This window comes from Roseburia sp. OM04-10BH (assembly GCF_003462605.1).
In the GTDB taxonomy this organism is placed as follows: domain Bacteria; phylum Bacillota; class Clostridia; order Lachnospirales; family Lachnospiraceae; genus Roseburia_C; species Roseburia_C amylophila.
In genome coordinates this window covers 1-1,392 of record NZ_QTZI01000036.1, presented here as the reverse complement: position 1 = coordinate 1,392, position 1,392 = coordinate 1, and the positions used below count along the sequence as shown (strand labels likewise).

The following is a 1,392-nucleotide window of genomic DNA, read 5'->3' as shown; positions in this document are numbered from 1 at the left end:
GATGTGGGAACTGACGGTGGCGCAGTATTAAATGATGCGGATGTGGGTTCGGCTGTAAAGGGTGGTAGATATTCGAACTTAGGTAATATGTCATTTGAGGATGGAAAGCAATATTCATCGTGGAGTAAACTTAGAGAAGAGGGATTGTCACTTGAACAAGTAGAAAAAATAAAAGGCACACCAAAGGGACAGAAACCATTACCAGAAACTTATTTGAGTGAGGAATATATTAATAATCATCTAAATTCATTCAAGAAAAGTGGTGCGGTAAAAATAATGCCAAGTGAGCCATCAGGAACAATTGGTGGTAAAGGTGGTACATTTGTAATGTCTGGGGATGAACTAAGTGAAATAATTCGAAACGCAGATGGGGATGTGGCTAAAATAGAAAGTGTTTTGGGATTAGACAAAGGATATTTAGGAAGTAATCCTGTTATAGTGACAATTCAGGACACATCTAGTTTAAGACTTCCATCTGGCAATGAATTAGGTGCATGGCCGGAATACTGGGAACCAGGCGGCTATACAAGTGGTGGAATAAAAGAAGCAGTTATTAATCCGGCGAAAGAAGGAACATATACATATAAACATTTATTTGAATAGAGGTGCTTTAAAATGAAGTTAATTATAGAAGATGAGGGTATTAGTCTACTGGAAAACAAAGGGCAATATTATCTTCAGTATGATGCAGGAGCGCATATGATAAAGAAAAAAAGAATTGAAATTACAAATGAAGAGGCGGAGTTATGCCAATTAGATGTTGAAGAAATGTATAATCTTATTTTGCAATATCAAAATGATGGTGTATATGGTGAAGATGTAGTTGAATAAAATATATAAATTTAATTATGGTTATACTTTAGGACTCCAAAACCCTTAACTCAAAAAGCTATTTTACTCTCTGTCTGTTCACGAAGTGAATGACATACAGAGATTAATAATAGCTTTTTGTCATTTACCTAAAGGGGAAAGGACTCCTTATGGCGAAATTTGCCCTCAGGTATACAAAAGGATTTGTCTGACATTTTATTTCTAAGGTACTGTAAAACATTGATTTTACTGACTTGTTTCAAGTTGGTGTTTTCATTCTTACACAGAACTATTGTTTGATGAAATCAAAATGACACACAGAATATGGACTCTATGCTGGAGTTTATAAGGTCTATTTTGATAGCAAGAACAGGAAGTCCTGCTATATCAGTAACTAATTATCAGGCTGATAAAATTAGATACCAATGTTTATGCATCCAAGGTACATTCTTTTTCAACGGTATCCGGTGAGGTAGAAGGAAAACAGCTTACAGTTCCGGATTTAAATGTATCAATGGATGCTATGACAGCGTACCGGGCAGGCTTTTCACAGTTAATTGGTCTGATGAGTTATTATCAGAG

Annotated in this window: 2 protein-coding genes; both read left to right on the top strand. The window is 35.6% G+C overall.

Translation table 11 applies throughout. The features are described 5' to 3' along the window. Positions 1-603, top strand: a 603-nt coding sequence (locus DXB43_RS15220; protein ID WP_199535105.1) for a hypothetical protein, incomplete at its 5' end; no start/stop codon positions are given. Between the two features lie 12 nt (positions 604-615). Further along, positions 616-831 (top strand): hypothetical protein, encoded by a 216-nt coding sequence (locus DXB43_RS14935; RefSeq protein WP_055147993.1) that lies wholly within the window; start codon positions 616-618, stop codon positions 829-831. Positions 832-1,392: the final 561 nt, after the last annotated feature.

Bases quoted from the DNA above. Each gene is read 5' to 3' on its own strand.
- DXB43_RS14935 (WP_055147993.1), top strand. From the start codon at position 616: ATGAAGTTAATTATAGAAGATGAGGGTATTAGTCTACTGGAAAACAAA.